This window comes from Microcoleus sp. FACHB-672 (assembly GCF_014695725.1).
GTDB lineage: Bacteria > Cyanobacteriota > Cyanobacteriia > Cyanobacteriales > Oscillatoriaceae > FACHB-68.
In genome coordinates this window covers 1-26,375 of the sequence record NZ_JACJOU010000019.1, presented here as the reverse complement: position 1 = coordinate 26,375, position 26,375 = coordinate 1, and the positions used below count along the sequence as shown (strand labels likewise).

Sequence of the window (26,375 nt, the reverse complement as noted above, 5' to 3'; positions counted from 1 at the left end):
GTTTTTACGAGATAGAGCAGAAATACGGACAAAATAGGAGGTGACGTAAAGTTTTTTAATAGCACCATCCACAACCGGATAGTGCTATTAAAAAACTCGAATGCAACATAATCGGAATTATGTAACCTCCACCGGCACCGGGCGCTGCCTTCCTTCAACTTCAACACTTGGCCAATTGGGATCGAACGTTAAATTTTCTAACTTCCCACCTTCAAGAATCACAAAAGTATCTTCAATTTTTGCCCCAGGCAAACTGGGATTCCAAGCCATCGCCATATTTGCTTTTAACAGATCGTCCGTATTAGGATTTGCCACAATTTCTCGTGACAAATATCCAGTCGTTCCTCCCTGGTGATGTTGATAAATTGCTTGGGGATAACCGTGCGCGTTATAAGCTTGTTCCAGAGTTTTGTAAACCTGATTGAGGGGCGTTTCTGGTTGACAAACAGCCAAGGCTAGGGATTCAATTTCGCGAACGTGCTGGTGCAATTGGGCGTCTTTATCTGGAAGTTTTCCAAATGAAACAAATCGGGTGAGATTGGCAAAAACTCCGTATCCCCTGGCGCAAAACACCAGCATCGCTTGCCGGCCTAGGGATTCGCCTGTGGCTGTTGCGTGCCGGTAAAGCGGCAACCGCCTGTCACCGGCAACCAAAGTCAACGCTGGATGCAGCCCTCTCGCCCACAACGCCTCAGCACCGGCACCAGCTAGTTGGTATTCTGTCCAAGTCGGCTTAGCGGCTAACAGCACTTCTGTCATGGCTTCGCTTGCCTTACGCCCCACTTCGCGATACCGCTCCAATTCACTTGACAAAAGCACTTGTTTTTGCAGTTGTAAAGACGCAGGTAATCGCTTCTCGACATGAGGAATAGGCCGGTCGCTTAAAACTTTCCCGTCATGGGTGACTTCGCGCACGAAAGACTCACGGGCAGCCGCATCCGCCCAAGGATTAACGTGCACCTTGAAATTATTGGGCAGTTCTTCATCCTTAAAGCGCTGCGCTTCAATTTCATCGGTTAGAACCCAGGCATCACCGGCAGTCACCAACACTTCCGCCACGCCGGTTTCTGCAGTGAGCAATACCGTGTTAGATGCGCCGGCAGTTGCCCAAGCAAACCAATCTGTGCCGCGCAGTCGCACACCTTGCGCCTCGGTTTCACTTAGGGCGTTGCGGATTAACGCTAGCTTCGTGGAGACTTCTTCAGTGAATCGATTCATAGGCTTTCTCGATTGTACGGCTGCATTTTCAATTTTTCTAGCCACCTGATTAAGGGGAATTGAAAGCCCCCACTAGGGTGGCGTGGGGGGATCTTTTCCCAATTCTTAAAGGCGGATCATAAAGCCACTGGCGTTTCGATATTCACGACAACTGCCTGTAAATCTTTGGCTTTTTCCTCTGGCAAAGCATCGTTCGCAAACAGCCCTGCTGCCAGTTCAGTTCCCGCCAGATACTTGAGGCGTTCACTTGTGCGGTAGGGCGGATAGAACTCTGCGTGCAGATGTGCTTCGGGATGCGGCTGCCCATCTGTCGGCGCTTGAAACCACGCCATCAAGTAAGGGAAAGGCCGGTGCCACATCCCATCATATTTGAGGGTGACGGTCTTTAAAGCTCTGGCGAGTGCTTGACGCTGTTGTGGCGTCAGATCCCCAAACGTCGCAACCGGCTTGATCGGGGCAACCCACACTTCATAGGGATAACGCGCACACGCCGGCACGAAAGCGATGGCGTGTTCATCCAGATAGATAATCCGCTGTTTGTCCGCAATTTCCTTTTGAATCAAATCTTCCAGCACACCTCGTTGGTGTTGCCGGTAATAGGCTTGCTGACATTCCAGCATCCTTGCCGGCACCGGCGGTACCAAGGGATAGGCGTAGATTTGCCCGTGGGGATGCAGCAACGTCACCCCCATTTCCACGCCCCGGTTCTCGAAGGGCAGCACATACTGAATGTGAGGATTTTCTCCAATTGCCCGTGTCCGATCTGCCCAGACTTGCAACAGCAGTTCCAGGTGATCTAGCGGCAGGGAACCGAAAGTGGCTTCCGGATCTTGCGTAAACACCACCACCTCACACGCCCCATTTGCCGGCAGCGTCTCCACAATACTTGCCGGCGGATTTTGCGCCGCCAGCGCCAAAGAGGGAAAGCGGTTGTCGAACACCGCCACATCATATTTCCCCTGAGGTAGTTCCGTGGGAAACTCAGGATTGATGCTGGGTGCCAAAGGATTGTATTCCGGCGGCGGCATAAACGTGCGCCCTTGCCGGTGGCTGGCATAGGCTATCCATTCTCCCCGCAAGGGATGCCAGCGCAGGTGAGGGTTCGCCTGCACCGGCTCATCGCTGGGGCTGGTGGCTTTTATGGCGGGGTCAATGGGGAATCGACTGTATAGGGTCAGCTTGCGGCCATCCGGCTTTAATCGTTCCACAGAATACATCGTCCTCTTCCTCTCCTCCTAAGGTTGCCGTTGCGATTGCTTCAATGGGAAATTTGGGTGTGCGGTCGCCATACAGTAAGCCATTGGCTTCCTGAAACGTATCCGTTAACTGCGTGTAACAGAATCCGCTGAACATCTCTATTCTGTTCACCACTTCCAACAGCGCTGTGTAGCGCAATTGCAGTTCTGAAATTTCCTCTGCCCGTACATATCCCCAGACTTTGTCGGTTTCGGGTGCTTCGCGACCGGCATAGGCAATACCGCCGAACTCGGTGAGCATCACCGGCTGTCCCTGGTGGGGGTGGCCGTCGAGGGTGAGGATGCGCCCGCCGGGACGCTGCCGGTCGAACAGTTTCGTCAGGTCAACCTGCGGCCCGTAGCGCTTTTCTAAACGCTGGGGTTTGTTGTCGTAATCGTGAATCGCAATAATGTCTGTATCCGTACTTTCCCAGCCATCGTTGCCGATTACCGGGCGCGTCGGATCGAGGGTTTTGGTCAAGTGATACAGCGCTTGCACATAGTTCCGGTGCGCTGCACTTTCTGTTAAGTTCGGAACGCCCCAAGATTCATTGAACGGCACCCACACCACGATACAGGGGTGGCTGACATCCCGCTCAATGACCTCCGCCCATTCCTTCGTAATGCGTTCCACGGCTTTCGGGGTGAAGCGGTAGGCGCTGGGCATTTCTTCCCAAACGAGCAAACCGAGCACGTCTGCCCAGTATAAAAAGCGGGGGTCTTCAATTTTCTGGTGTTTCCGCACCCCGTTAAATCCCATCGCTTTGACTAACTCGACATCCCGCCGCAACGCCTCATCTGAGGGCGCGGTCATGAAGCTTTCGGGCCAGTAGCCTTGGTCGAGAACCAGCCGCAAATAGTAGGGACGCCCGTTGAGCATGAAGCGGTCACGCTGGATCGCGACACACCGCATTGCCGTATAGGATCTAACGACATTCATGAGTTGGCCATCACACCAAAGCTCAATCTCGGCGTCGATCAGGCTAGGCTTTTCCGGACTCCAAAGCAATTCGTTGCGGTAGTCGTCGATGCCTGGGTCGGAAAGGGCGATGCGGCGGTGAACTTCCCGGTTAATGACTTCGTAGGTATCATTAACGAGCATCTGGCACCCAAGGGAGAGTTTCACCTTCAGTTGGATGTCATTGCACGGTTCGCCGGAAACAAAGGCTTCAAAGCCGATTTCCCAGCGCTCGAAGTCCGGTGTCCAGCGAATGTTTCTGATATACGTGGGGGGAACGCGTTCAACCCAGACGGTTTGCCAGATGCCGGTTGTACGCGGATACCAAATACTGTGGGGTTCCAGCTGCCAATCTTGCTTGCCACGGGGTTTGGCTAAGTCTTGGGGGTCGTCTTGCGCCCAGACTGTTACCCGCTGCGGCCCATTTTCATTCAGAACGTGGGTCATGTCGGCGGTGAACGGGGTGTTGCCGCCTTCATGTTCTGTGATGAATTGACCGTTGACCCAGACACGGGCACGATAATCTACTGCGGCAAATTGCAGCAGCACTCTTCCTCCGCCTGCCGGCACGTCAAATTCGCGTTCGTACCAGCAATTTGGGTGGAAGCCGGTGTCGCCGATGCCACTGCGGGTCGTTTCCGGCGCAAACGGCACCTCAATGGTGTGCGTCCACTCGGAAATATCACTAGGTTGAACAAATCGCCCATCGTCGTCATAAGTAAACTTCCACGGGCCGTTAAGAGACATCCAATTGGGGCGTTGTAACTGTGGGCGTGGATAGGCCATTTTGCTTAATTCAAAATTACTCTGGCTACTGCCTTCACCAGGCTGCTGTTGTATGTAACAATTCTCAAGCCATTTACCAAACGAACTCATGGATAATCAATCCTAGCTACTTTAGGTCAGAGTTCCCGTGTCGGGTTTTTGTATAACGGTCTCTAACTTGACAATAGATTTTTATTCCATGTTTGTGCCTAGGGTTCCGGCCAATTTGTTGTAAAACTTAATAGCTCGAAAAAATTAAGCAAGCTCATACATAATTTTGCTCCACCGTTTTATTTCCAAGCTCATCATTATTCACTGGTCTGTGCCGGCGCGACTTGTTGCCACACTATCCCCTGACTTTGATGGCCATCTAATGGTAAGAATGGTCGAAGTTTCTTCGGCTAACCAAGTATGAGGCACTCCAGGAGACCACAGAACATAATCGCCCTCACGAGAAAGCATAAATTCTTGTTCGGGAAATTGAATAGAAAATCGCCCTTGAATTAGGATAGAAAGGGTGGTTGCTTCAGCATTTGTCGCCCACTGATTTCTCCCTTCTCCCGCTTCATGAACAGCCCATTTCACTTCAAGTTCGGAAGTGGAACGAGGATCATCAGGAAGGTCTAGAAAGTGCCCCATAAACCAACCCCGGCGAGGGGCACCTTCCGTGCCGGCATTTCCAAAAATAACTTGAGGTTGCATTGCCAAATTCCCAGTATTGTCCCCTAGTTAATATGTCGCTTTTGGTGCCATTGCCATGCGTGAGTGAGAATTTCTTTGATGTCAGGATATTGGGGATTCCAACCTAAAGTTTTTCGGGCTTTGTCGCTACTTCCCACCAAGGCAGGAGGATCGCCGGCTCTGCGTTCGCTTTCTATGATTTTAATTTCTTTGCCGGTTATCAGACGTGCCGATTCTATCACATCTCTCACGGTAAACCCGCTGCCATTCCCTAAGTTAAATACGTTACTATCTCCCCCTTTTTGCAAATATTCCAAGCCTAAAACATGAGCTTGAGCTAAATCACTCACATGAATATAATCTCGAATGCAAGTGCCGTCTGAAGTTGGATAGTCGGTGCCAAAAATGGAGACAGATTCTCGTTTACCCAAGGCAGTTAGTAATACTAAAGGAATTAAATGAGTTTCCGGGTTGTGGTCTTCTCCCAGCAAGCCGCTTGCCTCAGCACCGGCAGCGTTAAAATAACGGAAAGCAACTGATTTTAAGCCATAAGCTATATCGAAATCTGCTAAGATACGCTCCACCATTTGCTTGCTGGTTGCGTAAGGACTGATCGGATCTTGAGGGTGATCTTCAGCCATCGGAACAGTTTTTGGCATTCCGTAAACCGCACAAGTGGAGGAGAAGACAAATTGCTTGATATTTGCCGCCACCATTGCTTCTAAAAGCGTCAGCGTTCCATTGACATTATTGCGGTAATATTTGCCTGGATCTGTAACGGATTCACCGACGGCAATATAGGCGGCGAAATGCATGACAGCGTCAATGGAGTGAGTCGCAAAAAGGTCATCCAGTAAAGCACGATCATTGGTATCGCCGACAATCAACTTAACCTTTAATACCTCTTCAACAATTTCTCGATGCCCGTACACCAGATTGTCAAGAACGATCGGATCGTAACCGGCTTGCTGCAGGGCGAGTACCGCATGGCTGCCAATGTAGCCGGCACCGCCGGTGACTAAAATAGTTGATTTGCTTTCTGGCATTTTTAATACTCGGTAATGTTCTTTTTTTTAGACAGATGGCTGCTGATGAATGTCAGTTGAGCTACATAAATTTTTCAACGCTTGTTCTGCTTCTAGAATCTCATATTTTAGATTTTCATGAGTAGTCTTGCTGACAAAAATCCACCTAAAGGAAGAGACGCTGCCGGCAATGGATATCCCCCAAAAAAACCTTTGTGAGCATAAATGCGAAAACCCGCCCCGTTGATTATTGTTTTAGAGAATCTTGGCTTGCCGCAGTTTAATGGGTGGGGTGCTTCCCGAAATAGCCGGACAACCTGTAAATGTTTCAATTAACAAATAAAAACCTAGCTTGCCTGAGCAGTTCTAGGTTCATTTTTAAAAGCTTTATCTTAATTGGTACAAAGACAGCAACTCACAAAATGGGTTCTATGATTATTTTTCGACTAACTGACTCACTTTGAGCGTAGAAGATTTGAATGAGATATTTTTTGAGAAAGCCGGCTTGGAAAAATCATCTCGATTAGTAGTAAAAGTCTCAAAAACTTGATTCAAACCCGTTAACTCAAATAACATTCTGACTTGGGCGTTCATGGAGCAAACAAAGAATTTGCATCCAGCGACTTTAACTTTTCTAAACGCTGAAACTAGAGGAATTAAACCTGGACTGCTAATAAATGAAACATTTTTGAAGTCGATCAAAATAATATTCCCTCCAGCAGCAACCACGGCTTCAATTTCTCGATGAAACTGGGCGATCCGTTTCTTGTCCAATTTTTCGGGATATTGGATCGCTTTTATAACCAGACTCATACAGACTCCTTTGAATGGCTAAAGTGAAATTGTGAAGCTCCATAGCTGTCGGCAAACCTCAGAATTACCAACAGTCAAAACTTCTTTTTTAAGTTTTATCCTTGCAAGGCTAACCAACTAAGTTTCTTCTGTTCTGTTTGGTTACAGCCAAGTCTCGTACGGTTAAGCTTGATTTTGCTGAAAATACATTTGGTTTGCCATTCCAATAATTTAAGCGATCTGTTAAAGTTACTCCTCTATCTTGAGGAAGAAGATGTGATACTACAATTATTTGTTATTTTGAATACATTGTTTCATTAAAGGTTTGTACGATTTGATAGGGGTATTGGCTAAAAAGCTTGCTCTTAAAAAGAGATAAGTTTTTTGGGGGTAAGTCATTAAAAAAAGTGAATGGAAGACGCGCCCATAGAAAAAGCGAACAATTTTAGAAAAATCAAATATGGCTGATTTTAGAGGTCAAATTTCACAAGAAAACTGCTGCTATGTGAATCACTAGCAATCAGCTTTAAAATTGTGATAAAAAGTGTTTTTGTAACCTTTAGTAATCTGACTAGCTAAATGGAACTCTGCTCTACCATTAGGTTAGAGCGAAGGAGCAGACACACTAAACAGAGTGCCGGCCTGATTTCTCAATATAAATAAAAAAGTCAAAGATGAGTTAACCAAGTATTTTTATAAATCATAAAAATACTTGATTGAACTTTCATCTTTTGAACTTTATTCTAAGAGAACGCTACAAAATGGGTTTTAGGAAATTCTCTTGAGCTGAGTTGCATTTTTGTATCACCCGCGCTCGTGGAAATAGCGGAAAAAGGCATTTTCCAGAGACGGAAGCAGCACGCCGCGTTCGCTGCTGAGAGCGCTGTAAGTGGGGCGGGGCGCGACAAGTCCGAGTTCTCGGACTGGACGGGCATCAACGTGGCCGGCACTGACACCGCCAAGTTTAGCCGCCATCCGTGCGAAATCAGCCCAAGCGATCGCATCTGGATTAGCCAAATGCCACAACCCATACTCGCCATCAATTAACAGATCCAAGCTGGCATTCACCAAGTCTGGGACGTAAGTCGGCGAAATCACCGCATCCTCTGCAGCCATGAAAGGATGCCCAGCAGAGAGCGTTCGCAGGGCAACGGTCACGAAGTTATAATCGTCCCACGGCCCAAAGAAGGCACTGGTACGGATCACAAGCGACGAAGGATGCGCCTGTAAAACCCTAACCTCAGCTTCTGCTTTGCTGCGCCCGTAAACATTGAGCGGGCCAACCGCATCACTCTCGACGTATGGTGAAATTGTGGCTCCATCGAATACCAGATCCGATGAGAAAGTGAGCAAGGCAACTCCCCGCTTTTGCGCCGCAGCCGCCAAAATTGCCGGCCCTTCAGCGTTCTCGCGCAGGCATTTGTGAGGTTCGTGTTCCGCATCGTCCACGCGAACATAACCGGCAGCATTCACAACTGCCCAAGGCTGCAACTCACTCAACGCCCCATCTACAGAAACTGGATCAGCAATATCCATTTCCTGACGAGTTAAAAGGTGGTAGGGAATGCCTCGCAGTTCGCACAGGCGAGCAAAGGCATTTCCTAAGGTTCCTCTAGCTCCAATAATCGCTAGGGGGCGCGGCGTGGATGAATTTGTGCTGGGTAGTTGAACTTCCACAAAATTGGGCTTGCTTTCAACGTCACAACTCACTGCCGGATAGAGCAGCCGCTGGGTTCTATGCCACCAACCCGGTATCTCAAGCAGAGGGTGTTCATATTTGCCCCCGGTAGAGAACTCGCGCAGCATTCGGGCAAGTGCGGTTGGGCGGGGATGGGGGGAACGCAGATCGAACACTCCTGGCTCATAGTGACCGCTGAGGCGAGTCACCAGGGTATTCCAGTCGTAGGAACCGAGGAGCGACCAAGCTGTGATCGCCCGCACGTCTACTCCCTCCTGCCGCAGACTTTCTGCAGCCCCCCAGACTTCATAAAACCAGCGCAGTTGCTCCTCTCGCGTGCAGCCGTGATGGACTTCGGTTACAGCCATTGGCAGATGGTAGCGCTCCCACGCCTCTGTCAGTAGCCGGCGCGGCCCTGCTATCCCTTCGGTACAGACACGCACGGCTTCCACATCTGCGTACCTGTGCCGGCCATTGCCTCCATGCGTGCTCGTTGGATAGCGTTCCAGGCGCTCATCCAGGAAGCGATCGCTCGTCAGGTAATGGTTAATACCCAAAATATCGGGCGGACAAGGCTGCTCAAGGAAGAAATCAAGTTCAGCCTCAGGGATGCCGGCCTTGAGTATATATTTCCAAAGGGGATGGTCACGGTTGACACGACCGCACAGCAGATCGAAGCTCAGCCATCGGCGATGATTTTCCAGCTCCGCCTGATACGCCAACAGGGGCGTACTGAAAACCTTACATAAGTCCTCAGTTTGAACCAGCTGTGCCGTGGGGTTTACTTGCCGGATTGCCTGCATTGACAGCACAGTGGCGCGGCACTCTACGATCAAAGCCTGTAGGAACGTCGCATCATCACAGCCATGCGGATACCAATGGCCGTACAGTCCGCTGAAACGTGCCGTTGTCAAGGGTTCATTGATCGGCGTGTAACTTTCTACCCACGGATAGCGCTTTGCCACTGCGCCGGCGAACCGGCCCAGCAACTCCGGAAACGCCGGATCGATCAGGCTGGTATGGGGAGGCCCACTGCCGTGGTGAACCAGTCCCACAATCGGGCGAATGCCCAGTTCCCGCAGGCGTCCGAGTCGCTCATCCGCCCATGACCAGTCGGCATCCTCGACATTATTAGGGGCTGTTCGTTCCCAGATCACCGGGTAACGAAGGGCAGACACGCCCAGCTCTGCAAACAAATCGAGGTCTTCTAGGCGCGTTGCGTGGCCGTTTCGCTCCAACTGGTCAAAATACTGGTCGCGTACACGGTTAACGGTGCATTCCACTCCGCCCCACATTTCAAGGCGCGGGTTAGGAAGTGGCTTTACCATTACCGTTGCCTCCTAGAGATTCTAATTTTGAAAGCGCAAGTCCTGGGGTTTCTAATGCCGGCGGCAGGGTGATGTCGGGAGCCATTTTCTTCTGGACTACCTCTGTGACACCGGCTTCTTGTGGCTGGGTGCTAATTTGTTTGTAGATCGTCAGCGCCTGAGCCACCACTTGATCCATGTTGTAATACTTGTAAGTTGCGAGCCGGCCTACAAAATGCACGCCTGGGGTCGCGTCAGCCAGCGCCTTGTATTTCTTGTAAACTTCGGCATTCTCTGGGCGCGGCACGGGGTAGTAAGGGTCGCCTTCTGCACGGGGAAATTCGTAAACAATGCTTGTTTTAGAATGTTCTTGTCCGGTCAGGTACTTGAACTCGGTAATGCGGGTGTAAAGATGTTCGTTGGGATAGTTAACCACTGCCTCGGGTTGATACTTCGGCATATTGTGGGTTTCGTGCTTGAATTCTAAGGAGCGATAGGGTAATTTCCCAAAGCGATAATTGAAGAATTCATCGACCGGCCCGGAATAGATCATTTCCCGATACGGAATAATGTTCTGAATCTCGCGGTAGTCGGTATTGAGCATGATCTTGATGTTGGGGTGCGTCAGCATCCGCTCAAACATCCGGGTATAGCCGTGCAGCGGCATCGCTTGATAGGTGTCTGTGAAATAGCGATCATCGCGGTTGGTGCGGGTAGGAACGCGGGCCGTCACTGACTTATCGAGTTCGGATGGGTCGAGTCCCCATTGTTTGCGGGTGTAGTTGCGGAAAAACTTCTCGTACAGTTCCCGTCCGACTTTGCTGACAACGACATCTTCTGAAGTGCGGATGTATTCTTTTTGCTCAGCAACCGACTTGAAAAACTCTTCGACCTCGAAGGAAGTCAGTTTCAAACCGTAGAGTTTATTGATAGTGTCGAGGTTAATCGGGATTGGAACGAGTTGCCCATCAACGCTGGCAATAACGCGGTGCTCGTAGCGCCGCCATTCGGTGAATTGCGAGAGGTACTCGAAGACTTCGCGGGAGTTGGTGTGAAAGATATGCGGGCCGTATTTGTGGATGAGAAGGCCAGATTCGTCATAGCAATCATAGGCATTGCCGCCGATATGGTTGCGCGTGTCAACGATCAGAACCTTTTTGTTGCATTCACGCGCTAGCCGGTCGGCGAGCACGCTTCCTGAAAAACCTGCGCCCACAATCAAATAATCGAACATTGAAGTACCTCACTTTTTGTATTTAATCAGGCGGTCACTCACTTTTCTCACTTTCTCTCAAAGGATGAAAAGGCCGCTTCAAAGCAGGAAATTGTTGAACAAATCGCTCCCGACGCAGCCGGGAATAGTCGCTGCCGGTGGAACGTTAAATCGAAGGGGTCAAACTTGACTGTCTGCTATCCGTGATGAACGGAGGCGGCAGTGTTGCGATTTTCCTTTGAACCTACTAAACCGTCTGCCGATGCCATGCGATCGCTAATGACAGACTCAATCAGTTGCAACATCTGCCCCCAAGTGCGATCCCAAGACGTTTGAGAGAGGAAGACATCCACCTCACTCAGCCATTGCGCTGATTCACCGGCATTCTGATTCAGCGCTGCTTCCGCTGCGGTAACAAACTCGGCAGAGGTATCTGCGATCGCCACCAAGTTTTGCTCCCCATAGGGACGCACCACATCACGGATAGAGGTTGACACCACCGGCTTGCCGGCAGCGAGGTATTCTGGGGTTTTGGTGGGGCTAATAAAGCGCGTTGACTCGTTGAGCGCAAATGGCAGCAACGCGACATCCCAGCCGGCAAGATACAATGGCAATTCTTGATAAGATTTGCCGCCCAGATAGTGAATGTTTGCGTGACGCGGCAAGACGGCGGGATCGATTTTGACAATCGGCCCAATAATCACCAGATGCCAGTCAGGACGCGCTTCGGCAATGCCAGCAAGCAGTTCAAGATTCATCCGTTCATCTATCACCCCATAGAAACCGAGGCGCGGGTGGGGGATATTTGCCTGATCTGCCGGATCTTCTGATAGGTTTCTCGCTTGTGCAAAGTGCGCTGCTTCGATGCTGCTGGGAAATGGGTGGGCGTTGGGGTGCTGGTTGCGCTTCACTTCGTAAAGGCTATGCCCGCCGGTGAATACTAAGTCTGCACGTTTGAACAGTTCAGCTTCGCGCTCTTTCAGTGCCGGTGGCGCTCCTTTGAAGGCCGAAAGTTCATCCATGCAATCATAGACAACTGCCAAGGGCTTGAGATGCCGCGTGTACGCCATCGCCATTGGCGTGTAGTACCACAAAATGTACTGATCAATGCTGTGTTCTGCAAACAGCTCGTCAATGAGTTTTTGTTGAAGGGTATTTACCGCCTCTTCACCCATGCCTTCTGGCAAATGTGGAACAATCACCCACACTCCACTCTCGCGCTGGCTGACATCCAACCGTCCTTCCGGTTCAGAAACGAACATTGGCTCTTCGATCAAGAATACGCGCCGCGTTTTTGCACACCGGCTCAACAGATGTTGAGGCCGTTGGTAGACAAAATCCCAGCGCAAATGACATAAGCAGACGAGATCGGGCACCTGTGGAAGGGAGTCTTCGGAGCTGTGAACGCCGTTGTCTGAAGCTTGGGAACTCGGCGATGAAGCGAGTTTTTGAGCAGATTCGGCTAGAGATACAACATTGCTGAGATCGTTAGTTATTTTACCTTCGTACAGGGACATAAGTAGCCTCAGATATTTAGTCGTTCGATGCTGTTTTTTAGAAGTGTCAAAAGCAGTTAGCTATCAAACATCACTGGGAACGTTTTCACCAGAACGTTACAAAAAAAATGAGTTTGAAGGAAGCGTTCGCTTAGCTTATAATGAAGTACAAATTGCTGTCTTTTGCAGACTGGAAAACTTCACTTTAAGCTTTTGTTTTGGATTGCTCTGATTAACCAAAACAATATCATTTTAGTTTATGACCTTCTTCTGCCTAAAGGATGAGGTTGCTATAAATACGGAACAAAAATAAACGCCACTTTATGTAATTCATTCCTAAAAAAATGCATCAGTTTATACCTGAAGAATTAAGATTGTGTAAAGTTAGCTTGTAATTGACAATACAACCTCGCTTGGATGCGGCTTGTCCAAACCAGAAAAAGTGTTTCAGCTCTTCAGGTATTGCGTTTGTGCTAATTCTTTAAGGTCTACAAGCTAAACTTTTTTCTAAAACAAGATTGCTTAAGTTTAAATGTATTCCTGAAGATATACCAATCAACGGTATTGGTATAGAACATTACTTCGACTTTTGTTTCTCTAACGATTAGAAACGAAAAACCACGGATGATTAACCGAACTTGTCAGTACAATAAACTTCAAAATAGCCTGAATGCAATGTATAAGCACTAATAAAAAATGCTTTTATTCTTGAAAGTTTTTAATTCAAACTTAATGACTAACAAGTTTTTTATCTGATTTTAGATTATTAACAATTTGAATTAAACTTTTTTGTGAGAGCTTTCTCCACAGGTTTGTCAAGTCAGGCCGGCACAAATATTTGAGAATGAAAAGGGACAGGCAAGAATGAGCAAAATTTTACCCCATATTAACAGCTAATTTTTTACTCTGACCGACAAAGGGCTAAACACTCGCTTTCCTCTATTGTTTTCTTATTTCCTGGCAAAGTCTCAACAGATCCTGAAATGCGCTACAGCTTGGCCGGCAATCACAATCGGAAGTAACTGCCGGCAGCACAGACATTTCAAGCCTTCAGGCAACTGCGGTGCGATTGGTGATCGACGCGTAAACAACCGATCTCAACCATAGAGCTTTCTGAAAAATTTATGAATCCCCCTTAAGATAGAAATTTTTAGTCAATCTCGACAGGTGGACGAAATCCAGTGGGCAAAGTTGTATAGTCTCAAGCCTAAAGGTGTTTTATATTTTGTATAGATTTTGGTGATCACACCACGGGTGTTGCAATCACCGGCTGTTTTGTCGGCTTACTCAGGAGAGATAAGGGGTTACCCACCCTTAACCTCAGAGGGTGCCGATATAAAGCTTGCCAAAACTAGGAAGCTCTTTCTTACCGAAAAAGTTAAAGGTTTTAGCTGCCGGCATTAGTGAAAAACAAAAATTTGAGGGGAAAGATTCGCCGCCCATTCCCTATGTAAAAAGTGAACTTAATAAAATTCAAGAATAATTTCCTACTTAAACTCAGATTCTTCTCAAGAGAGATTTTATTGATGTCACTTTACCAACCACATTTCAATCAGGTTCTATCTCTGTGCTTCATATAGAAACGCAGGGTAAATTTAGTTCTGATTCAAATCAAACCTCTATCGATGTTTGGGACAAAGATCTCAAAGTTAAAGATTTAGATAACAGCTTGTGAATAAGCGAGCAAAGAACTTCTAACCAACGTGAGTTGCTGATTATTTCTGGCTGTGAAACCGCCAAGGGAGATAAACGAGCGACTTTGGCAGTTGCGGGAGTTGCTGTGAAAGCCGGCGCACGCAGTATCATTGCTTCCTTATGGCTAGTGAACGACAATTTCACTGCTCAGTTAGCCGAGGAGTTGTATAAACAGTTAAAAGGAAATCCTAAAACTGCCAAAGCAGCAGCACTCCGCCAAGTCCAATTAAAGCTGATGGATGATAACCCTGCGTTTCAACCAAGGAAATAGGCACCCGACATCTTAGTAGGCAATTGGCAGTAACATCTAGAATTTATTATTAAGAATTTAAATCAACGTAAGATTTTCTTGCCCTTCGCCGGCTTTAACAGAGGCAATGACTTGAATACCGTGCCGGGATCAACTGCGGCACTCAATTCCCTTCAACTCTTGTCTCTAACACCGCTAAAGCGCACCCGGCTGCACGAGAGGAGATCGCGCTGCTTTGCGTGGCTTAAACAGCCAGAGGTTAACTGAGTCACCCCCTATAACCCATGACATTCTGCTAGTAACAATGCAATGAAGATGTCATTTTTGCTATTTTATCCCTCTACCGACAGAGCCTTAACTTACACCTAAAGAGTGATGAACTCTTAAGCAAGTTCAGCTTAATATAAATGTATAAAACTGATTTTTTATTCACTGTTTCAACTACCTAAAAAAGCAAATGGGTTCCTCTCTAACCAAACGCGCTGTCGGCATATTTGCCAAAATCGAAGATGCTGTGGCGTCACTTACGGAACTAAAAGCAGCCGGCTTTCCTATAGAAAAGATTTCTGTAATTTCCAGAAATACTGAGGAAGATAGGGAGATTGCCAACCTGGTTAAAAGCGCCGAAAGTGGCAATCAAGCGGAAGAAAACACTGCGACAGGTGCGTTGACTGGTGGGGCTTTGGGAACAGTAGCTGGCTTACTGGTCGGGTTGGGCATACTCGCCATTCCCGGCGTTGGGCCGATTATGTTAGCGGGTGCGGAAGCAACTGCCCTGGCAACCACGCTGGCGGGGAGTGCAATTGGTACGGCGGCGGGGAGTTTTATGGGGGCTTTTGTCGGTTTGGGCATTCCCGAAGCTCAAGCAAAAAGTTATTACGAACGCGTCTCACGCGGAGCCTATTTGGTGATGGTAGAAGGCTCAGACAAAGAGATTGCCATCGCTGAAAAAATTCTGACTCAGCGGCAGATTGAAGACTTGATCATCTACGACGCTCAAAGAAAACAAATAAGTGATGTGCCATCAGATGCTTGGATGGGGATGTAACTAACCTTAGTCACCAACAAGTTTTACCAATACATTAAGGAGAAGGAAAATGAAAAAGCTAACAACTTTATTACTCAGCAGTCTATTAGTTTTAAGTGCCGGCGCTTGCAGTGACGTAGCTAAAACAAGTTCTAATGCTCCCGATACCACTACAGAGACGAACCCCAAAGCTCCAGATGCTGAAACTGCTAAAGAAAATCAGAAGGATGGCGTCAGCGAAGTTCGCAGAGCACAAGCCAATGCTGATATCCGTGCCAGAGAGGAACGCAACAATGTTGCCGGCAACCCATTAGAAAGAGCAGATGACGATTTAGAAAGCGAAATTCGCAGCAAATTGGAAGTGAATTTACCGGCAAGTTCTCTAGCGGTTAAAGCCGATGAGGGAGCGGTGGTGATATCCGGAGTGGTTCCCACACCAGAACAGCTAGCTAGAATCGAACCTTTAGCCAAGGAAATTAAAGGGGTTAAAACTGTGGATGTTAAAGCCACTGTAAAATCCGCAGTTCCTGGAGATAGCAACGAAAAAGATCAGGATACAGATGAAGAGAAAGGAGAAGAGAAAGAAAAAGAGAAAGAAAATTAATTCCGCTTTGACTGATTACTTCTCTATCTCTTGATAGAGAGTGACGTTATCCCTAGCGGCTGATGAATACGCTAGACAAAAAGTGTGTAAATAAGTGGGACAGGCTGGTAAACCGTGTCATGCCTGCCCGCTCAGATTGCAGATAATGGAGGAAGGAAAAATGGCAATAGGTCAACACAAACGTGCAGTGGGTGTGTTTTCCCACTACCGTGACGCCGAGGCGGCACTCAATGAACTGAGAACTTCTGGCTTCCCCATGCATAAAGTCTCCGTCGTTGCCCAGGATAGTGACGGACGCAAGGACGTAGGCGGCGTTGGAATGAGTGATCGTCCGGGTAAAGAAGCGGGCGAGGGCGCGAAAGCCGGTGCTGTAGCCGGTGCTGCGACAGGAGGTTTGATCGGTTTAATCGGAAGTCTGACTGCGCTGACGATTCCGGGAATTGGCCCTATTATGGCAGGAGGCGCTCTGGCCTCTATTTTAGGGGACACTTTGATCGGCGGTGCGATTGGTGCTGCTGCCGGCGGTCTGGTGGGCGCACTGGTCGGGTTGGGAGTTCCCGAAGATCGTGCTAAAGGCTACAATGAGCGCGTCTCTAAGGGCGATTATTTAGTGCTCGTAGAAGGTACAGACGAGCAAATCCATGCGGCAGAAACGATCCTCAGCCGTGGTGGAATTCAAGATTGGGGCATCTATGACGCACCCGCGGGTAGCACCGACAGAGGTGCTGGCCGGCATCAACGGGCAGTCGGTGTTTTTTCTAGCCGCGCAGAAACCGAAAGAGCGCTCCACGACTTGCGCGATGCTGGTTTTGCGATGAATAAAGTTTCCGTGATCGCACGAGATGCTGATCGCGAGGGAGATATCGCCGGCGTTGATGTGAAAGATCGCGTAGGCAATAAGGCTGACGAAGGCGCAACAACCGGCGCACTGACAGGCGGCGCACTAGGCGGACTTACTGGTTTGCTAGTCGGTTTGGGTGCCCTAGCAATTCCCGGCATTGGGCCGATCATGCTAGCCGGTGCTGAAGCCACTGCAATTGCCACCACCTTGGCCGGTACTGCCCTGGGTGCAACAGCCGGCAGTTTGATTGGTGCTTTAGTTGGTTTAGGCATTCCTGAAGAGCGCGCTAAAGTTTATGGCGATCGGGTGGCACGCGGTGATTATTTGGTGATGGTGAATGGATCTGAAGAAGAGGTTCGCCACGCTGACACAATTCTCAACCATCGCGGCATTCAGGATTGGGGTGTGTACGATGCCCCCACTCCTACCAACACGGGTGATGCGACCTACGCCACAACCGGCGCTCCTGGCGTACCTTTCCCTGAAACGGTTTATGACCGCGATGCGAAAAATCTGGGGCATTGATCGCCTTAAATTTAGCATCATGATAAGCCTGACTGGCTGTTGCTAATTGAGGGGCAAATTTTTAAAATCCCATCTTGGAGCTTCTAGAATTAATATTCTAAAAGCTCCAAATTTTCATGGGAATAAAGATTGCTTGATTTCCAGAAATTGCATCATTTTATTAACTACTTGTCATAAAAAGAAATAAAGTGTAAGATTTCTTTAACTCACAGATGCCTTAGGCAGTTCCAAGAAAAAAAGTACACAATGAAAAAGTTTATTCCATTTCTCCTAAGCGGTGCTTTAGTCCTAGGTGCTGCTGCTTGCCAAGACACTTCTAAGACAAGCTCTGACGCTCCCAATTCCACGAATGAAACCGCTACCATAGCTCCGGATGCAGAAAGCGCTCGTGAGACGACAAAAGACGCGGCGAGCGAAACCCGTCAAGCTCAAATATCCTCAGACGAACGAGCACGGGATCAGCGGAATGAAGCGGTTGGAAACCCGCAAGATATCAGCGAAGACGACATTGAAAGTAAAGTTCGCAATACCCTCGAAACTAACCTTCCTTCCAGTCAGCTAACTGTTGCTGCTAGTGATGAGGGTGCTGTCACAATCACCGGCACGGTTGAGACTGAAGCGCAATTGAGCCAGATCGACACTTTGGCGAAGGAAGTCAAAGGTGTTAACACAGTTACCAATAAAGCAACCCTTGCTTCAGCAACATCTGAGCCGGCAGCCAGCGACACGGAAACAACAACGCCGGGAGCCAGCAGCGCGGACACAACAACCCCGGAAGCCGACAAGGAAGTTGACAAAGAAACTGAAAACACTGAGACCAAAAGCCCCCAGTAAAGGCGAAATTTTTGAGCTTTTCAGTTTGGTAAAAACAGGCAATCTTAATTCGTAAGATCTCAAAACGAGTCAAAAGCTTGTTACTTCAATTAGTAACAGGCTTTTTTTATTTCACTTCAATTCAAAATCTACAATTTTATAGCACTACGTTTTAAGGTTAGGACACTAATAGAATAGAAAAGAAAGTTTCGATCAACCCAAAATAGTATGCCAGCTCCGTATACTTGTAAAGATTCACCCAGCACTACTTTCTTTCACAAAGTTAAGGAGTAGAACTGTTCACCAACACTCCTCTTGTACTGGTTGAGTCACCATCGTATCGCAACCATCGCATGGAAAACGTTACAGAGCAGATCTCCAAAGAAACCCTCAACAAGGTAAAGGCAATCTTAATGGTTGTCGCCGGCTGGAACGGCAAAATGAGCAATGAGGAAATGGTCAATAGGTATCAGGCCGGCGAATATATTGGCAGCGTGGCGCGAACGGAAGATGTCGCCAGATATTACGAAGTGCCGGTGAGCGCGATGAAATAATGCCATCAAGCATCATCGAAAGGAACTGGAAGCGGACGGGTTTGAGGTAGTAAAAGGAGAGAGATTGCGGGCTGTTCGCTACGCATTTTGGCTCAGCTATGACACGCAACCCATAACCGTTTGGAACTACTGCTCCACCGTGCGCCTAAGCAGCTTTCTAGAATCCGAGATAGCTGCAAAAGTAAAGGCAGAACTTAACGCCCGTGAAGAGAAAGAGCTGAGCTACATGACAATAAGACAAGCGCTAGAGATAGCGGACTTGGTAGGCAGTTGGCTAAAAGAAGCTGGGGCTATTTTCTTCAATCTCTTTCATAAATACTTTTCCTTGAATTAAATAAAAATGAGATTGCAAGTGTCAACGCAAATTGAAATTTCTTGTGTCTAATATTTTTGATTTACCTAGATTGAACTAGCTCAGCTTAGAATCAGAAAACAGCCAGTAAAAACTGAGCTTGACAATCGCAAAAAAGTGTGGAGCGTCTCAGCATAAACCTGCTATCTAAACCTTTATCAGCACCCTATTTTTTATACTTTCATATCGAGGGTTGGCCGCTCGTTCTCATCTTCTCCGTAAGCGAGTTCAGCCTATCCCTCGCAATGTCCACCTGTGCCGACGTGGCAACTCCCTCAGCTAATAACGCCTAAAGCGCTCAGGCAGGGGAGCCGAGATGCCGGTGTTTTTGTCTCAGAAGGGAGGCCATCTCCGCACTGCCCCTTTGCACAGATTGTCTCGGCTGCCGGCAAACACCCTGGAATTGAAGGGAAAGTCTCGCCCATTGGCTCAGGCACTCTCACGCATCCCACGCAATGAATAAAGGCTGCCCCATTCATCTCGTGCAGGCAACTTTGGGGCCTAGCTCGATTGAGACGACGAGCTGGTATCTTCACGCTAATCCCTCTGCTAGCAATGGTTTGCATCTGCCGTGTAATCGCATTACTTTGTACAATTCCTATCAGCAACTAAATACGAGTGCTGGCCAGGTTCTCGGGCCAATTGACTAAATGACAATCTTCGTTTATGATATCGCTGAGCCTGTCCGTAAAGCAAAAAATTTCCTTCACAAGCTTTTTTAAATCTGTTAACCGGGCAAAAAACTAAATTTTTCATAGCTTTATTAGCTTAAGTAATAGAGGATGTAAGCCTCTATGTTTTCTAATACTGTAAATGAATAGTGTAGGATTGCCTCTCTTCCATCATTATTCTATTTTTTGAAATTTAAAAAGCGAATATCGCATAGGTAAATACAAGCTACTATCATTCATTGCTAGGATACCAGCCCATAGTTTCAATTGAGATAAAGAGCAGTGTAATGGATGCTTTTTAGTTAACTCGACAACACTAATTTGGAGTAATTGATATGGCTACAATCATTGGGACATCATGGAATGACAATCTGCCTAGACTTACTGATCCAAATACAAGCGGCAACGATAGTATCTATGGTTTAGCCGGCAATGACACCCTCAATGGAGGAATCGGCATTGATACGTTAGTAGGCGGATTACAGAATGACCTTTACCTTCTATACGATATAACCAGTGATGTGATTATTGAAGGGGTAGGTGCCGGCACAGATAGCGTCTACAGTCTTAAAAGTTACACTTTAGGTGCAAACGTAGAAAATCTTGATCTTATTGGTACTTCTCTTTACGTTAGGAGCTACGGCTATGGTAACGAACTCAACAACTATATTGACGGTGATGACAACGGCAACTACCTCTGGGGCGGTGTCGGCATTGATACGATGGTAGGCGACTTCGGTAATGACACTTACTCTTTAGAAAACACCAGGGATGTAGTTATTGAAGACCGAGTTATAGGCGATGATATTGTCTACTCTTATGCTAGCTATACCCTAAGCGCCAATATAGAAGATCTTTACATTCTAGGCAGTGCATACTATGGACATGGCAACGAACTTAATAACAGAATAGGGGGTAATGCCCAGGATAATTACCTTTGGGGCGGCTGGGGGGGCAGCGATACGATGTCAGGCGGCTTAGGTAATGACAGATACGATGTAACAAATTACTCCAATATGCTTGGTTACGGCGGTAAGATTATTGAAGAGGTTGGTGCTGGCACAGATATTGTCTACTCTTATCATGACCATACCCTAAACGAAAATGTAGAAAATCTTTATCTTCAAGGCAACGCTGGCAAGGGCTATGGCAACACATTGAATAATAGAATATGGGGAAATGCCCAGAATAACAACCTTTTGGGGGATACCGGCAACGATAGCATCTATGGATTAGCCGGCAATGATACCCTCGATGGAGGTGCAGGCATTGACATAATGGAAGGTGGCTCCGGTAGTGATAGATACTATATAGATAACATCAACGATGTGGTTATTGAAGGTGTCGGTGACGATATAGACTCTGTTTTCACCTCTATCAACTACACCTTAGGTACGAACGTCGAAAACCTGTTTCTCGGTGGCAGTGCTTACTATGGCTATGGCAATGCACTGAATAACAGAATATGGGGTAATGCCCAGAATAACTACCTTTGGGGCGCTGCCGGCATTGATACGATGACAGGCGGCTTAGGTAGTGACAGATACGATGTAAACGATACTACTGATGTGGTTGTTGAAGATATTGGTGCCGGCACAGATATTGTCTACTCTTATAATGCCAGCTATACCCTAAGCGCAAATGTCGAAAACCTTCACCTTGTAGGTAGTGCTTATTACGGTTACGGCAACGAACTCAACAACTATATTGTCGGTACTCCCGGCAACAACTACCTTTGGGGTAACGCAGGGAATGACAGGATAAAAGGTGGTGTTGGTATTGATGTATTGATTGGCGGAACCGGGGCAGATTACTTTTCCTTTGACTCTGCGACTCAAGGTATGGATACCATTACTGACTTTAAATGGTACGAAGGAGATAAAATTGCGCTTTCATCTACTGGATTCGGTGGCGGCATATTCACTCCATCATTATTAATCACTACATCAGGAGTAATCCCTGGAACTCTGCATCCCTCACAATTTATCGTTGGCACTGCCGCAACTAATTCAAGTCATCGCATTATCTACAACCAATCAACTGGGGCACTCTCCTTTGACCGGGATGGTACTGGGGCAATTGCACAAGTTCAATTTGCCGCTCTTTCTCCAAACACATATTTATCTAACTATGACATCCAAGTTCTTAAAGGGGAGGGTACAAGTATCCCCTCACCAAATGTCTTTCTTAATTAGTAGCAACTTCCAAGTTTTTTTTAAGGATTGAAAGCGATTTTCAGCCAGCCCATAGCTTTTTACTGCCCATAGCTTTGAAGGGCAAAAAGACAATTTTCAAAACTATCATTTCAGCGATTTCGGGGTGTTCGCCGGTACCCCTTTTTAATGCCTTTAAGTCAAGGGCTGGCCACTCGTTCTCACCTTCTCAGTCAACTCGCTCAATCCGTCCCTGACAATGTCCACTTGTGCCGGCGTTGCTACTCCCTCAGCCAGCAACACTTGCAGTACCTCAAAGACTTCCAGCTTCTTGCCTAGAATCCGATCACAGACCCAGTGAGGCATCGGGTGACTTCCTGGGAAAACTGAGGACGGGTTTTGCACCAATTATAGAAAGTCCACTCGGATATCCCCACTGCTTCCCAGCCGGCCTTGTCGCCACCTGTTGCGCGGATAGCGTCAATTATCACCTCGACCGTTTCGGGGCAGAACTTGCTCTTAGCCATCCCGCGAGAAATCCCTCAATACCTGTGCCTATACTAGCCCACCGGAGTCGATGCTCTGATCAGAGCAGTCAGCAGTCTGAATCGGCACCCCTCATTACAGGCCGGCCATCCGCCGCTGAGTGTGGACAATCCCCCGTACATTTCTAAGAACCGGCCAGACGGGTCAACGTTCTGCAAGCGGCGATTTATCAGGCGGCACTTGCAAGTCCTAACTGACCAAGATTTTGTAGGCTAACTCTGCAAAAAAAAACTACTAGCAAAAACAATTTGTAAATAACAAATAATATTTCAGCCTATGGAAAAACTATCTAAAATAGTTTTTTAGCTCGAAACTTTTATAGTAGAAAGCTGCTTTTTCAATCGATATTTTACTGATCAATAAACAAGCACTTAGAACGTTGGGCTTCTGCAATATTACCTTCCTGTTCACGAGCAACTGCTACTAAACACTCTCTAATTTTTTTCCTTGTTTGACTGCTAGCCATTTCCCAAAATCTATCACAACGCCCAATTGCAGGAGCCTCCGTCGTACTATTCTTGACACGGAAAGCAGGTGTTCTACCAAATGCTTCAACCTGTACAACTCCTTTACTATTTTGGCCTGTTGCTACTAGTGCAGTATTATTATCGAGGCTGGCTACGAGAGTCACCGTTTCTAAATAATCTATCGGTGCTGGCCCCAAATAGTCTTTATTTAAAGGACGACTTTTATCAACTTGATAAATAGCAAGGTCAAAACTTGCTCCACCTTTTTTTACGAGTTGATCTACAATATAATGGTGGCCCTGCCCAAATGCAGAACAATGCCAAATGACTTCTTCTTGTGCAGCGACTACTTTAGGGATTGTAGGTAGAATTGCCAATAAGCTTCCTACTATGAGCAAACAGCCTACCAAAAAGAAAGCTACCCAAAACTCTGTAAATTTTTTGTAATTATTGCTATGAGAAAATGGCTTCTTATTCATTAGATATTATTTTCTTGCTACCGTGTGGGAGAATCTAAACCTATTTAAAGCAAGTTTTTATTTATCAAGTTTGTAGTAAGTTTAGCAAATATTTAGCAAAGAAAATCATTAAAAAATTATAAAATTATCTTTTTACTCTGACATAGTTACCTCTATCCCTATACATCCCGCAAGACGCAAACCCCTTTATTTTTTATATAGATTTGGGGTGCCGGCAGAGGTATCGAAGCAGCAGAAATTTTGCATATCCCAATTTAGGGTGAAAAGTTTGGGTTGGGTGTGCCGACGCAACTTACAACCACAAAAAACAGATTTTTTGGAAGAGTAACCACAACCTCTGCCGTTTGTCTCCCCAAATCGCCGCAAAAAGTCTAGGGATAGAATATCCGAAAGTATCTGAGAATATACAAAAGTCAAGAAAAATCGCAAACACTGATTAAGCCCAAATAAGCGCGATTTCAGCTCAGTAACAACACCGGCGGGATGCCGAAGAAGAGAAGTATCAACGAGGGGCCATTGGTCATGAATCGGCAGCAGGTTGAGAGTAGTAACGACACATTGCCTAAGTATTCCTGGTGGGATGAAGATAACTCACCGCCCGATAATCTTAAAACCAAGAAACAACTGGCTACGCTGGGACTATTGGCAAAAAGTCCTGTTGCGTTTATCCAAACTTCCGAATATATACTCAATCTTTATGACCTTGAGAATTCTGAGAGCGTGAAGCCTCGACGCAAGTGTACACCTAAGCCCCTCGAAAACCCAGAGCGCATAGCAGAATTCAGAGAGTGGTATGACAACGGCGGCTTCATCGAGATAGACCAAGTTGTCGCTATCCGTTGGGCTAAAAAGATGCTGGAAAAGGATTTCGTGATTTTAGAGACTGAGACAACGGGCTTTGATTTGGATAAGGCTGAGATAGTGGAGATTGCCATCATTGATAAGGCCGGCACCCCTCTCGTTGATACCCTCGTCAAACCGAAGATCTTCATCCCTGATGAAGTCATAGCCATTCACGGCATTACTGATGAGATGGTGAAGGATGCACCAACACTGCCTAAAGTTTGGCCTCAAATCGCAGACGCCTTGAGGGGTAAGTATTTAGTAGCTTATGACTTTGGATTTGACTACTACATATTGAGGCATAACTACAAGCTGCACAGGCTGCCAGCGCTAGACCTGAAGCAACGCAACAGCGCCTGCCTGATAGAGTGGTATTCAAAGTTTGTGGGGCAATGGAGCCTAAATTATGAGGGTTACCGATGGCAACCTCTCAATGGGGGATACAGAGCAAAGAGTGATTGCTTAGCTGCTCTTGAAGTGCTTCAGAGGATGGCTGCCCCTGACGAAGCTATCTGGTGCCCTGTCCCAGAGTTGCTGGCAGAAGTGTTGGTGTCGGAGTTCCTTATAGCAACCTCTTACCGTAATCACTATTATTAATTTCTCGCACTGATTTCTAACAGAAACCCCACCTTTTTAGAGCGGGAATTTTTCGCTGGTATTCCTTTTATAGTATGGGTTGTAAGGATTGCGTGCAAGCTACGTTCACCTAACAAGAGCTTAACGCTTTGTCTAGCGCTCCGTTCAAGAGGTCAATTCATAAATATTTATCATCAGGTATTTTATTACAAAAATTAATATTGAGGATTTTGCATAAAACCCTGTTGTTTCATCTGAGTAACTTTCAGAAAAATGCATTGACTTATATAAAGCAACAGCTATAGTGAAGAAGCTACAAACATACAAATGTCTTAAATAGTTAGTTCAAGGAAAACATGAGAATAGTTAAGAATGTTTTAGTCAATACTCGAGTAGTTGCCTTCACCGGGCTTCTAGCTACTTTGATGCTGTCAGTAGCGCCGGCTTCTGCACAGTCAGAAATTCCTGAGAGTGAAATGTCTTATTGCATGGGAACACTGACTGGTGAAACCCCAGGGTCACGGATCAATTTGCGTTCCGACGCTAGCACAAACTCTCAGCAGAAAGGCTATGGACTTGTGGGTGATCGCGTTCACATATTACGATACCCCCGTGGTACCCCTCAAGATTTATTTATCGTCGAGGATAGCCAAGGTTCTTCTTGGTATTACGTTGGTTTTCCCGAAAGTGGCGCTCGTGGCTGGATTCGCGAAGACTTCATATCTCCTGAATGCTTCAATTAATACCAAGTTGCGCTCAAAAGCGAAGCATCTTTGAGGTACTTCGCTTTATCATTTTACTAGTATTGTGTTTCTCAAGTACGTGAAGTATATCGGAATAACCTAACCCCCAACTCCTTCTCTAAAAGGGAAGGAAGGGTGGTTTTATATTAGACAGAGAAAAACCTGGTGAACCTGATTGGCGATATTATGGATAGAATCGGGAATATTGATCGCTTTTCAGTGGTAGGTAGAAGCGAAGCACTAACATTACATTTGCCAAAATAAATAACACCTGAAACTGATACAACTATTCAGTAAACTAATATTCCCGAATAACTGATTAAAGGGAAGAGTTTTAAGCTTGAGTTTGTCTGTAAACGGAATTTTTAATTGTGCGACGCCTACAAGATTCTGGCTGAGAAGCATGGTGGCCTTTTACACTGTAATTCTAGGCAGAGCTACAAGGGTCATAATTGGTGATTGAGTTTCCAGTAATCATGTTGTCTCGTCATCTTAGTCAAAACTAAAATTTATATATCCTAAGACAATGATTAAAACAGGTTACACAAACGGCTGTTTACGATACAGATTGAAACACCTTTCCCAAGCGCTCGAAATCTGTAACGCTGGTGTCTTGTAAGTTGTTATACTACCGTTATCAGTCTCACAGGCTCTCAAATTGCTGTCGAATAACATATTATTTTTCGTGTTATTATAGCGTTTCTCAAATAGATGAAGTACAGTAACAGCAGTGAGTAAACCAATTAAGAAGGTCCTGAGAGGACACTTGTTGGTAGGCTAGTGTAATCGCTTCATCCAAGGCTCGATAAGTTCTTGCTCCTATCGTCCGCAATATCCCTTTGATTTTTGACCAGCAATTCTCGATGGG

At 46.8% G+C, this 26,375-nt stretch carries 21 protein-coding genes and 1 pseudogene; 10 read left to right on the top strand and 12 right to left on the bottom strand.

Features of this window, described 5'->3' with window-relative positions:
• Positions 1-117 precede the first annotated feature (117 nt).
• From H6F56_RS13765 to H6F56_RS13725, 9 genes are all read right to left on the bottom strand, one after another.
• The gene (locus H6F56_RS13765) at positions 118-1,218 is read right to left on the bottom strand and encodes a M24 family metallopeptidase (protein WP_190669093.1); all 1,101 of its coding nucleotides are present in this window, start codon (positions 1,216-1,218) and stop codon (positions 118-120) included.
• 116 nt (positions 1,219-1,334) lie between these two features.
• Positions 1,335-2,435, bottom strand: a complete 1,101-nt coding sequence (gene galT, locus H6F56_RS13760) for a galactose-1-phosphate uridylyltransferase (protein WP_190669091.1) — start codon at positions 2,433-2,435, stop codon at positions 1,335-1,337.
• Positions 2,368-4,197, bottom strand: coding sequence for a glycoside hydrolase family 2 protein (locus H6F56_RS13755; RefSeq protein WP_242031999.1), 1,830 nt, complete (start codon positions 4,195-4,197; stop codon positions 2,368-2,370). The genes galT and H6F56_RS13755 overlap by 68 nt, the downstream gene beginning before the upstream one ends.
• A gap of 291 nt (positions 4,198-4,488) precedes the next feature.
• Positions 4,489-4,878 (bottom strand): signal peptidase I, encoded by a 390-nt coding sequence (locus H6F56_RS13750; protein WP_190669087.1) that lies wholly within the window; start codon positions 4,876-4,878, stop codon positions 4,489-4,491.
• A 23-nt stretch (positions 4,879-4,901) separates the two neighbouring features.
• The gene (gene galE, locus H6F56_RS13745) at positions 4,902-5,903 is read right to left on the bottom strand and encodes a UDP-glucose 4-epimerase GalE (RefSeq protein ID WP_190669085.1); all 1,002 of its coding nucleotides are present in this window, start codon (positions 5,901-5,903) and stop codon (positions 4,902-4,904) included.
• Between the two features lie 414 nt (positions 5,904-6,317).
• Positions 6,318-6,695, bottom strand: coding sequence for an STAS domain-containing protein (locus H6F56_RS13740; RefSeq protein ID WP_190669083.1), 378 nt, complete (start codon positions 6,693-6,695; stop codon positions 6,318-6,320).
• Positions 6,696-7,478: 783 nt separating this feature from the next.
• A complete protein-coding gene (locus H6F56_RS13735; protein ID WP_190669081.1) occupies positions 7,479-9,680 on the bottom strand; it encodes a family 1 glycosylhydrolase in 2,202 nt (733 codons plus the stop codon).
• Positions 9,661-10,893 (bottom strand): UDP-galactopyranose mutase, encoded by a 1,233-nt coding sequence (gene glf / locus H6F56_RS13730; RefSeq protein WP_190669079.1) that lies wholly within the window; start codon positions 10,891-10,893, stop codon positions 9,661-9,663. The genes H6F56_RS13735 and glf overlap by 20 nt, the downstream gene beginning before the upstream one ends.
• 176 nt (positions 10,894-11,069) lie before the next feature.
• Positions 11,070-12,389 (bottom strand): glycosyltransferase family 1 protein, encoded by a 1,320-nt coding sequence (locus H6F56_RS13725; RefSeq protein ID WP_190669077.1) that lies wholly within the window; start codon positions 12,387-12,389, stop codon positions 11,070-11,072.
• 1,687 nt (positions 12,390-14,076) lie between these two features.
• On the opposite strand from H6F56_RS13725, the gene H6F56_RS13720 reads away from it, so the two are divergent.
• The 8 genes from H6F56_RS13720 (at position 14,077) to H6F56_RS26350 (ending at position 21,895) form a co-directional block, all read left to right on the top strand.
• Entirely contained in the window at positions 14,077-14,334 is a 258-nt protein-coding gene (locus tag H6F56_RS13720; RefSeq protein WP_190669075.1) for a CHAT domain-containing protein, read from the top strand.
• 436 nt (positions 14,335-14,770) lie between these two features.
• Positions 14,771-15,361 carry a hypothetical protein gene (locus H6F56_RS13715; RefSeq protein WP_190669073.1) on the top strand — a complete coding sequence of 197 codons (591 nt, stop codon included), beginning with the start codon at positions 14,771-14,773 and terminating at the stop codon, positions 15,359-15,361.
• Between the two features lie 49 nt (positions 15,362-15,410).
• Positions 15,411-15,944: a BON domain-containing protein gene (locus tag H6F56_RS13710; protein WP_190669071.1), complete on the top strand. Its 534-nt coding sequence runs from the start codon at positions 15,411-15,413 to the stop codon at positions 15,942-15,944.
• 160 nt (positions 15,945-16,104) lie between these two features.
• Complete coding sequence (locus H6F56_RS13705) at positions 16,105-17,310, top strand: general stress protein (RefSeq protein WP_190669069.1); 1,206 nt, start codon at positions 16,105-16,107, stop codon at positions 17,308-17,310.
• A gap of 246 nt (positions 17,311-17,556) precedes the next feature.
• Positions 17,557-18,144, top strand: coding sequence for a BON domain-containing protein (locus H6F56_RS13700; RefSeq protein ID WP_190669067.1), 588 nt, complete (start codon positions 17,557-17,559; stop codon positions 18,142-18,144).
• A 332-nt stretch (positions 18,145-18,476) separates the two neighbouring features.
• Positions 18,477-18,677 carry a hypothetical protein gene (locus tag H6F56_RS13695; protein WP_190669065.1) on the top strand — a complete coding sequence of 67 codons (201 nt, stop codon included), beginning with the start codon at positions 18,477-18,479 and terminating at the stop codon, positions 18,675-18,677.
• An 807-nt stretch (positions 18,678-19,484) separates the two neighbouring features.
• Positions 19,485-19,679, top strand: a complete 195-nt coding sequence (locus tag H6F56_RS27340) for a hypothetical protein (RefSeq protein ID WP_199312831.1) — start codon at positions 19,485-19,487, stop codon at positions 19,677-19,679.
• 356 nt (positions 19,680-20,035) lie between these two features.
• Entirely contained in the window at positions 20,036-21,895 is a 1,860-nt protein-coding gene (locus H6F56_RS26350; RefSeq protein ID WP_190669063.1) for a calcium-binding protein, read from the top strand.
• A gap of 153 nt (positions 21,896-22,048) precedes the next feature.
• Here the strand turns inward: H6F56_RS26350 and H6F56_RS13680 are convergent, their stop codons facing one another.
• Entirely contained in the window at positions 22,049-22,219 is a 171-nt protein-coding gene (locus tag H6F56_RS13680; RefSeq protein WP_190669061.1) for a hypothetical protein, read from the bottom strand.
• A gap of 529 nt (positions 22,220-22,748) precedes the next feature.
• The gene (locus H6F56_RS13675; RefSeq protein WP_190669060.1) at positions 22,749-23,345 is read right to left on the bottom strand and encodes a hypothetical protein; all 597 of its coding nucleotides are present in this window, start codon (positions 23,343-23,345) and stop codon (positions 22,749-22,751) included.
• Between the two features lie 522 nt (positions 23,346-23,867).
• Here H6F56_RS13675 and H6F56_RS13670 point away from each other — a divergent pair.
• A complete protein-coding gene (locus H6F56_RS13670) occupies positions 23,868-24,785 on the top strand; it encodes a 3'-5' exonuclease (RefSeq protein ID WP_190669057.1) in 918 nt (305 codons plus the stop codon).
• A gap of 404 nt (positions 24,786-25,189) precedes the next feature.
• Positions 25,190-25,507, top strand: coding sequence for an SH3 domain-containing protein (locus H6F56_RS13665; protein WP_206753408.1), 318 nt, complete (start codon positions 25,190-25,192; stop codon positions 25,505-25,507).
• A gap of 703 nt (positions 25,508-26,210) precedes the next feature.
• On the opposite strand, the pseudogene H6F56_RS26345 reads toward H6F56_RS13665, so the two are convergent.
• A pseudogene (locus tag H6F56_RS26345) lies at positions 26,211-26,375 on the bottom strand (IS630 family transposase); the annotation flags it as partial.

Bases quoted from the DNA above. Each gene is read 5' to 3' on its own strand.
- galE (WP_190669085.1), bottom strand. From the start codon at position 5,903: ATGCCAGAAAGCAAATCAACTATTTTAGTCACCGGCGGTGCCGGCTAC.
- H6F56_RS13725 (WP_190669077.1), bottom strand. From the start codon at position 12,389: ATGTCCCTGTACGAAGGTAAAATAACTAACGATCTCAGCAATGTTGTA.
- H6F56_RS13695 (WP_190669065.1), top strand. From the start codon at position 18,477: ATGGAAAACGTTACAGAGCAGATCTCCAAAGAAACCCTCAACAAGGTA.
- H6F56_RS13740 (WP_190669083.1), bottom strand. From the start codon at position 6,695: ATGAGTCTGGTTATAAAAGCGATCCAATATCCCGAAAAATTGGACAAG.
- H6F56_RS13680 (WP_190669061.1), bottom strand. From the start codon at position 22,219: ATGCCTCACTGGGTCTGTGATCGGATTCTAGGCAAGAAGCTGGAAGTC.
- H6F56_RS13735 (WP_190669081.1), bottom strand. From the start codon at position 9,680: ATGGTAAAGCCACTTCCTAACCCGCGCCTTGAAATGTGGGGCGGAGTG.
- H6F56_RS13715 (WP_190669073.1), top strand. From the start codon at position 14,771: ATGGGTTCCTCTCTAACCAAACGCGCTGTCGGCATATTTGCCAAAATC.
- H6F56_RS13670 (WP_190669057.1), top strand. From the start codon at position 23,868: ATGAATCGGCAGCAGGTTGAGAGTAGTAACGACACATTGCCTAAGTAT.
- H6F56_RS27340 (WP_199312831.1), top strand. From the start codon at position 19,485: ATGAATAAAGGCTGCCCCATTCATCTCGTGCAGGCAACTTTGGGGCCT.
- H6F56_RS13665 (WP_206753408.1), top strand. From the start codon at position 25,190: ATGCTGTCAGTAGCGCCGGCTTCTGCACAGTCAGAAATTCCTGAGAGT.
- H6F56_RS13700 (WP_190669067.1), top strand. From the start codon at position 17,557: ATGAAAAAGTTTATTCCATTTCTCCTAAGCGGTGCTTTAGTCCTAGGT.
- H6F56_RS13750 (WP_190669087.1), bottom strand. From the start codon at position 4,878: ATGCAACCTCAAGTTATTTTTGGAAATGCCGGCACGGAAGGTGCCCCT.
- H6F56_RS13705 (WP_190669069.1), top strand. From the start codon at position 16,105: ATGGCAATAGGTCAACACAAACGTGCAGTGGGTGTGTTTTCCCACTAC.
- galT (WP_190669091.1), bottom strand. From the start codon at position 2,435: ATGTATTCTGTGGAACGATTAAAGCCGGATGGCCGCAAGCTGACCCTA.
- H6F56_RS13675 (WP_190669060.1), bottom strand. From the start codon at position 23,345: ATGAATAAGAAGCCATTTTCTCATAGCAATAATTACAAAAAATTTACA.
- glf (WP_190669079.1), bottom strand. From the start codon at position 10,893: ATGTTCGATTATTTGATTGTGGGCGCAGGTTTTTCAGGAAGCGTGCTC.
- H6F56_RS26350 (WP_190669063.1), top strand. From the start codon at position 20,036: ATGGCTACAATCATTGGGACATCATGGAATGACAATCTGCCTAGACTT.
- H6F56_RS13765 (WP_190669093.1), bottom strand. From the start codon at position 1,218: ATGAATCGATTCACTGAAGAAGTCTCCACGAAGCTAGCGTTAATCCGC.
- H6F56_RS13710 (WP_190669071.1), top strand. From the start codon at position 15,411: ATGAAAAAGCTAACAACTTTATTACTCAGCAGTCTATTAGTTTTAAGT.
- H6F56_RS13755 (WP_242031999.1), bottom strand. From the start codon at position 4,197: ATGGCCTATCCACGCCCACAGTTACAACGCCCCAATTGGATGTCTCTT.